The sequence below is a fragment of the Bradyrhizobium sp. PRIMUS42 genome (assembly GCF_023006515.1).
Lineage (GTDB): Bacteria > Pseudomonadota > Alphaproteobacteria > Rhizobiales > Xanthobacteraceae > Bradyrhizobium.
Genome location: NZ_JALBGZ010001218.1, coordinates 1 through 1,118 on the forward strand (window position 1 = coordinate 1; position 1,118 = coordinate 1,118).

General features: G+C 64.9%; 1 protein-coding gene. It reads right to left on the reverse strand.

Annotated features, from left to right (window positions below; genetic code table 11):
* Positions 1 to 1,118: FAD-binding dehydrogenase (locus MOV75_RS39180; RefSeq protein WP_247008197.1), on the reverse strand; the 1,118-nt coding region annotated here is incomplete at both ends.

The window sequence follows — 1,118 nt, forward strand, 5'->3', positions numbered from 1 at the left end:
CGGCCCGCATTGCGGCCCGAAAACAGGCAGCCGCCGAGGAAAGTGCCTTCCAGCGAGCGATAGCCGTGCACCCCGCCGCCGCCGAAGCCGGCGGCTTCGCCGACCGCATAGAGGCCCGGAATGACGCTGCCCTCGCTGCCGAACACACGCGAGTCGAGATCGGTCTCGAAGCCGCCCAGCGTCTTGCGGGTGAGGATGTTGAGCTTGACCGCGATCAGCGGCCCCTGCGCGGGATCGAGGATCCTGTGGGGAGAGGCGGTGCGGATCAGTCTGTCGCCGATATAGCGGCGCGCATTGTGAATGTTCATCACCTGCGCATCCTTGACGTAGGGATTGGCGATCTCGCGGTCGCGCGCCTCGATCTGCATCCTGATGTGCTCGAGCTTGAGAAGGTCGCTGCCGGCAAGCTTGTTCATCTCCGCAACAAGGTCCTCGATCTTGTCGCGTACGATGAAGTCGACACCGTGGCTTTTGAATGCTTCCACCGGCGCCGGCGCGCCCTTGTTGGTGGCGCGGCGCAAGGTCATGCGCCAGCTCTTGCCGGTCAGGTCAGGATTCTGCTCCGAGCCCGACAGCGCAAACTCCTTCTTGATGATGCTCTGAGTCAGGATGAACCAGGAATAATCGTACCCCGTCGACATGATGTATTGGAGCTGGCCGAGGGTGTCGGAGCCGGGGAAGAGCGGCGCCGGCAGCCGCGTGCCCGTGGCGTCGAACCACATCGAGGAGGGCCCGGGCAGGATGCGAATGCCGTGGCGCGGCCAGATCGGTGACCAGTTCTGGATGCCCTCGACATAATGCCACATGCGGTCGCGGTTGATCAGCCGCGCGCCCGCTTTCTCCGTGATGCCGATCATCCGGCCGTCGACATGTTCGGGCACGCCGGAGATCATGAATTTCGGGGGATCACCAAGCCGCTTCGGCCAGTTCTGCCGGACCAGCTCGTGATTGCCGCCGATGCCGCCGGACGCCACGATCACGGCCTGTGCCTGCAGCGCGAACTCGCCGACGACCTTGCGGGACGAGCTCTTGCCGCGCTCGATCCTGTCAGGAGCGAGGACGGCGCCGCTGACGCCATCCACCGTGCCGTTGGTGATCGAGAGCGCGTCGACACGGTG